Origin of the sequence: Amaricoccus macauensis (genome assembly GCF_049800915.1) — a bacterium.
GTDB classification, from domain to species: domain Bacteria; phylum Pseudomonadota; class Alphaproteobacteria; order Rhodobacterales; family Rhodobacteraceae; genus Amaricoccus; species Amaricoccus macauensis_A.
Window position 1 is genome coordinate 1 of the sequence record NZ_JBNAFY010000016.1, and the last position, 6624, is coordinate 6624.

Here is a 6624-nt window from a genome sequence, read left to right on the forward strand (position 1 = left end):
CCTTCACGGATAGCGAAGCGGAGCTTCTCTTCCATGGCGATGGGCGCGATCAGCTGGACGTTGAACTTCAGGTTGTCGCCCGGCATCACCATTTCGGTGCCTTCGGGCAGCTGGACCGTGCCGGTCACGTCCGTGGTACGGAAGTAGAACTGCGGACGGTAGTTGGCGAAGAACGGCGTGTGACGGCCACCTTCTTCCTTGGTGAGGATGTAGGCTTCGGCTTCGAAGTCGGTGTGCGGCGTGACCGAACCGGGCTTCGAGAGAACCTGGCCGCGCTCGATGCCTTCACGCTCCACGCCGCGCAGCAGCAGACCGACGTTGTCGCCGGCTTCGCCCTGGTCGAGCAGCTTGCGGAACATTTCCACACCGGTGCAGGTGGTCTTCTTCGAATCGCGGATGCCGACGATCTCGATCTCGTCGCCGACCTTCACGATGCCGCGCTCGATACGGCCGGTGGCAACCGTGCCGCGACCGGAGATCGAGAACACGTCCTCGACCGGCATCAGGAACGGCTGGTCGACCGGACGCTCGGGCGTCGGGATGTATTCGTCGACGGCGGCCATCAGCTCGGCGATCTTGTCCTTGCCGATCGCGTCGTCACGATCTTCGAGGGCGGCGAGAGCCGAGCCCGCGATGATCGGGATGTCGTCGCCCGGGAAGTCGTAGGACGACAGCAGTTCGCGGACTTCCATCTCGACGAGCTCGAGAAGCTCCTCGTCGTCGACCTGGTCGACCTTGTTGAGGAACACGACGAGCGCGGGCACACCGACCTGACGGGCGAGCAGGATGTGCTCACGGGTCTGCGGCATCGGGCCGTCGGCCGCGTTCACCACCAGGATCGCGCCGTCCATCTGCGCGGCACCGGTGATCATGTTCTTCACGTAGTCGGCGTGGCCGGGGCAGTCGACGTGGGCGTAGTGACGGCCTTCGGTCTCATACTCGACGTGCGCGGTCGAGATCGTGATGCCGCGGGCCTTCTCTTCCGGGGCCGCGTCGATCTGGTCATAGGCCTTGAACTCGCCGAACTGCTTCGTGATCGCAGCCGTCAGCGTCGTCTTGCCGTGGTCGACGTGACCGATCGTGCCGATGTTGCAATGCGGCTTCGTGCGCTCAAACTTTGCCTTCGCCATGGTGGCTCTCCTTCAATCTCAGAGGCGCTTCGCGCCCGTTATCCTGCTCAGGCGTATTTCGCCTGGATCTCGTCCGAAATGTTCTGCGGAACCGCATCGTAGTGGTCGAACTGCATCGTGAACTGGGCCCGACCCGAAGACATGGACCGCAGCGTGTTGATGTAGCCGAACATGTTCGCCAGCGGCACCATCGCGGTGATCGCGATCGCGTTGCCGCGGGTGTCCTGACCCTGGACCTGGCCGCGACGGGACGTGAGGTCGCCGATGATGCCACCGGTATATTCCTCGGGCGTCACCACCTCGACCTTCATGATCGGCTCGAGCAGCTTCGCGCCGGCCTTCTTCAGACCGTCCCGCATGGCAGCCCGCGATGCGATCTCGAAGGCGAGAACGCTCGAGTCCACGTCGTGGTAGGCACCGTCGATCAGCGCGACCTTGAAGTCGATCACGGGGAAGCCCGCGAGCGGACCGGAGTCCATCACCGACTGGATGCCCTTCTCGACACCGGGGATGTATTCCTTCGGAACCGATCCACCGACGATCTTGCTCTCGAAGCTGTAGCCTTCGCCCGGCTCGGTCGGCGTGATGACCAGCTTTACGCGCGCGAACTGACCCGAACCACCCGACTGCTTCTTGTGGGTGTAGTCGATCTCGGCCTCACGGCTGATCGTCTCGCGGTAAGCCACCTGCGGCGCACCGATGTTCGCCTCGACCTTGAACTCGCGCTTCAGACGATCGACGAGAATGTCGAGGTGAAGCTCGCCCATGCCCTTCATGATCGTCTGGCCGCTCTCGAGATCGGTCTCGACGCGGAAGGACGGATCCTCGGCTGCAAGACGCTGCAGACCCTGGGACATCTTCTCCTGGTCGTTCTTCGTCTTCGGCTCGACGGCGATCTCGATCACCGGGTCCGGGAAGGTCATCGTTTCCATCACGACCGGCTTTGCCTTGTCGCAAAGCGTGTCACCCGTGGTGGTGTCCTTCAGACCGGCAAGCGCGATGATGTCGCCGGCAAAGGCCTCATCGATCTCTTCGCGGTTGTTCGAGTGCATCATCATCATGCGCCCGACGCGTTCCTGCTTGCCCTTCGTGGAGTTGAGCAGCTGGTCGCCCTTCGTGATCTTGCCCGAGTAGATGCGGGTAAAGGTCAGCGAGCCCACGAACGGGTCGTTCATGATCTTGAACGCAAGCGCGGAGAACGGCTGATCGTCATCGGCGGACCGGCGAACGTTGCGGGTTTCCGTCTCGTCGTCGGGAAGGAAGCCCATGTAGTCCGGCACGTCCAGCGGCGACGGGAGGTAGTCGATCACGGCGTTGAGCATGGGCTGAACGCCCTTGTTCTTGAACGCGGAACCACCAAGCACCGGGACGAACTTCATCTCGAGCGTGCCCTTGCGGAGCAGGCGACGGAGCGTGGGAACGTCCGGCTCTTCACCCTCGAGGTAGGCTTCCATGACATCGTCGTCCATCTCGACGGCGATCTCGATCATCTCGGCCCGCATCTCGGCGGCCTTGTCGGCCAGTTCGGCACGGATCGGCTGACGGGTCCAGCTCGCGCCGAGGTCCTCGCCCTTCCAGGTCCACTCTTCCATGGTCAGGAGGTCGATGTGACCTTCCAGTTCGGTCTCGGCACCGATCGGCATCTGGATCGGGCACGGAACCGCACCGGTCCGGTCACGGATCATCTCGACGCAGTTGAAGAAGTCCGCGCCGATCTTGTCCATCTTGTTGACGAACACGATGCGCGGAACCTTGTAGCGGTCAGCCTGACGCCACACGGTCTCGGTCTGCGGCTCGACACCGGCATTGGCGTCCAGAACGCAGACAGCGCCGTCGAGCACAGCCAGCGAACGCTCGACTTCGATGGTGAAGTCGACGTGGCCGGGCGTGTCGATGATGTTGAAGCGGTACTTCGTGTCCGAGGTGCCTTCGGCGGTCGGATCGTCCTGGCGCTGCCAGAACGTGGTCGTCGCAGCCGAGGTGATGGTGATGCCCCGCTCCTGCTCCTGCTCCATCCAGTCCATGGTGGCCGCGCCATCATGAACCTCACCGATCTTGTGAGACCGGCCGGTGTAGAACAGAATCCGCTCCGTGGTCGTGGTCTTTCCGGCGTCAATATGCGCCATGATCCCGAAGTTGCGGTATCTTTCGAGGGGATAATCGCGGGCCATCGTGGGGCTCCTGAAACTCTCTGGTTACCAGCGGTAATGGCTGAACGCTTTGTTGGCGTCGGCCATCTTGTGGGTGTCTTCGCGCTTCTTCACGGCTGCGCCGCGCGAGTTGGCCGCATCGAGAAGCTCGCCTGCGAGGCGCTCTTCCATCGTGTGCTCGTTGCGGGCACGGGATGCCTTGATCAGCCAGCGGATTGCCAGCGCCTCGCGACGCTCGGGGCGAACCTCGACCGGCACCTGGTAGGTTGCACCACCCACACGGCGGGACCGCACCTCGACCGAGGGCTTCACGTTGTCGAGCGCTTCGTGGAACACTTCCACCGGCGCGCGATGCATCTTCTTCTCGACGCGGTCAAGCGCCCCGTAGACGATGCTCTCGGCAACGGACTTCTTGCCGTCGTACATGAGGTTGTTCATGAACTTCGAGAGAACGCGGTCGCCGAACTTGGCGTCCGGCAGGATCTCGCGCTTCTCTGCACTGTGACGTCGCGACATCTCGCGCTCTCCTTATTTCGGCCGCTTGGCGCCGTACTTCGACCGGCGCTGCTTACGGTTCTTGACGCCCTGGGTATCGAGGACGCCGCGCAGGATGTGGTAACGCACACCCGGAAGGTCCTTCACACGACCGCCGCGAATCAGGACCACCGAGTGCTCCTGAAGGTTGTGGCTTTCGCCCGGAATGTAGCTGATCACCTCGAAGCCGTTCGTCAGCCGCACCTTCGCAACCTTGCGCATAGCCGAGTTCGGTTTCTTCGGTGTCGTCGTATATACACGCGTGCAGACGCCGCGCTTCTGCGGGCATGCCTGCAGATGCATCGACTTCTGGCGCTTCACTTTCGGCTGCCGCGGATGGCGGATCAGCTGCTGGATCGTTGGCATTCGAGTATCAACCCCGTCTACACCGTTCAAATGTCAAAAGCATCGCACGCCAGACGCACAATGCCGAAAGAGCCGCGCCCGGACCCCGTGGATCCGTCGCGGCTGAATTCCAGAGGACTGAGGCACATGGCCTGAGTCATGACCGCCAAGTTGTGGCTTCAAAGCGGAAGGCGTGTTGCCCTCCAGAGCGCGCGGAACCTAGGCCGGGGCCGAAGTCTTGTCAACTCATTACTGAGCATTCCTCGGCGTTTTTGGAGTTTCGCCGTAAATCACTGGAATAAAACACAAAACGATCGAGAAACGAGATCCTTCAGCTCCGATCCCCGCCACGTTGTCACGCTGAGGGGAATCGCTGGCGCCGGAAATGCTTCTTTCACCGCATGGCACGCATGGCAAGGGGCATCGGCCGCGGGAAATCGAAGGCGGCAGCCCGCAAGGCGCTTGCGCGACCCGCTCGGTATCACCGCAATGCGTTGGCTGACCATGCAGGGTGACTATATAGTGCGCGCGCAAGGGTGCTCCCGCCCGAGGGAACCCGTGAGGCGAGCACCTCGATCGACCGGGCCGGCGACGGGCCGGGGGTTGGCGCAAAGCCGTCTGTTCGACGAAATTGATGGTGACGACATTGCCTGGACCTGCACGATGCCCCTGCGTCAACGATGCGCCGACCCGTCCGGTCGGGCCGTCGCAGGCACGGTGCCTTCGGCTTGTCCCGTGCCAATGTCTCCTAACCCGGACGCCGCTACCCCAAGTCGGATCGAGCCCCCGCAAGATCGACGCCGGGGCGTGACGCCAATTCAGATAAGAGGCGCGCCTTGGGCCTGCTCTCCACAGAGGCCTCTCCCGAATTGCGACCAGCCCCCCCCCGCTCAGAACACAATCCGCAGCCTCGACATGATCCCGGCGTGTATCGTTCGGCCAGGGCGCGCGGCTCCCGTCTTCCACGCAACGGGCACGGGCCAGCCCCATACTGGCCGGTTTTGCGGACTCGGCGAAAACCGCCCCCTGTTAACCCGCCGGTCACGGGTGCGCAAAATCGTCTGCATGAAATATGCATGAAGTCTGCATGGAATATGCATTTGCCCGGGCGGCTCCGAATCGCGCCGAAGCCCATGTCTGAAGGCGTTCGCGCGCTCGGCCTGCCTTGCGCCCTGCCCGGCTTAACCCTTCCTTAATCCGACCGCGGTGCAAATCCGGCCCCGGCGCACGGCGGCCCGCGAGCAAGGCGCTTGCCTTTCGGCCGGAATACCTCTATCCGGGCGCGCACTTAACCGGGGCCTCACCGCCCCCCTCACACCTGGGATACAAGGGACCATGGCGAAGGCAAAGTTTGAGCGCACGAAGCCGCATTGCAACATCGGCACGATCGGTCACGTCGACCACGGCAAGACGACGCTGACGGCTGCGATCACGAAGCAGTTCGGCGAGTTCAAGGCCTATGACCAGATCGACGCGGCCCCGGAAGAGAAGGCCCGCGGCATCACGATCTCGACCGCGCACGTCGAGTATGAGACCGAAGGCCGTCACTACGCCCACGTCGACTGCCCCGGCCACGCCGACTACGTGAAGAACATGATCACCGGTGCCGCGCAGATGGACGGCGCGATCCTGGTGGTGAACGCGGCCGACGGCCCGATGCCGCAGACCCGTGAGCACATCCTGCTCGCCCGTCAGGTCGGTGTGCCCGCGCTCGTCGTGTTCCTCAACAAGGTCGACCAGGTCGACGACGAGGAGCTTCTCGAGCTCGTCGAGATGGAAGTCCGCGAACTGCTGTCGTCCTACGACTTCCCGGGCGACGACATCCCGATCATCGCGGGCTCGGCTCTCGCCGCCCTCGAAGATCGTGACGACGCGATCGGCAAGGACAAGATCGCCGAGCTGATGGCCGCCGTCGACGAATACATCCCGACGCCCGAGCGTCCGGTCGACCAGCCGTTCCTGATGCCGGTCGAGGACGTGTTCTCGATCTCCGGTCGCGGCACGGTTGCCACCGGCCGTATCGAGCGCGGCATCGTGAAGGTCGGCGACGAGATCGAGATCGTCGGCATCCGCGATTCGAAGAAGACCACCTGCACCGGTGTGGAAATGTTCCGCAAGCTGCTCGACCAGGGCGAAGCCGGCGACAACGTCGGTCTGCTGCTGCGCGGCGTGGAGCGTGAAGGCATCGAGCGCGGCCAGGTTCTCTCGAAGCCCGGTTCGGTCACGCCGCACACCGACTTCGAAGCCGAAGCCTACATCCTCACCAAGGAAGAAGGTGGCCGTCACACGCCGTTCTTCGCCAACTACCGTCCGCAGTTCTACTTCCGTACCACGGACGTGACCGGCACGGTCCAGCTGCCCGAAGGCACCGAAATGGTGATGCCGGGCGACAACCTGAAGTTCAACGTCCAGCTGATCGCGCCCATCGCCATGGAAGAGAAGCTCCGCTTCGCTATCCGTGAAGG

5 protein-coding genes are annotated in these 6624 nt (G+C 63.2%); 1 reads left to right on the forward strand and 4 read right to left on the reverse strand.

Translation table 11 applies throughout. The features are described 5' to 3' along the window. From tuf (ACP15W_RS21035) to rpsL, 4 genes are all read right to left on the reverse strand, one after another. Positions 1 to 1130 (reverse strand): elongation factor Tu (tuf, locus tag ACP15W_RS21035; RefSeq protein ID WP_424934813.1); only part of this gene is annotated, 1130 nt, incomplete at its 3' end. 47 nt (positions 1131 to 1177) lie between these two features. Then, positions 1178 to 3301 (reverse strand): elongation factor G, encoded by a 2124-nt coding sequence (fusA, locus tag ACP15W_RS21040; RefSeq protein ID WP_424934814.1) that lies wholly within the window; start codon positions 3299 to 3301, stop codon positions 1178 to 1180. A gap of 24 nt (positions 3302 to 3325) precedes the next feature. Next, on the reverse strand, positions 3326 to 3796 hold the full coding sequence (rpsG, locus tag ACP15W_RS21045; RefSeq protein ID WP_424934815.1) for a 30S ribosomal protein S7: 471 nt from the start codon (positions 3794 to 3796) through the stop codon (positions 3326 to 3328). A gap of 12 nt (positions 3797 to 3808) precedes the next feature. Beyond that, positions 3809 to 4180, reverse strand: a complete 372-nt coding sequence (gene rpsL / locus ACP15W_RS21050) for a 30S ribosomal protein S12 (protein ID WP_111432137.1) — start codon at positions 4178 to 4180, stop codon at positions 3809 to 3811. 1314 nt (positions 4181 to 5494) lie between these two features. Between rpsL and tuf (ACP15W_RS21055) the strand changes: the two genes are divergently transcribed. Further along, positions 5495 to 6624: elongation factor Tu (gene tuf, locus ACP15W_RS21055; protein ID WP_424934813.1), on the forward strand; the 1130-nt coding region annotated here is incomplete at its 3' end.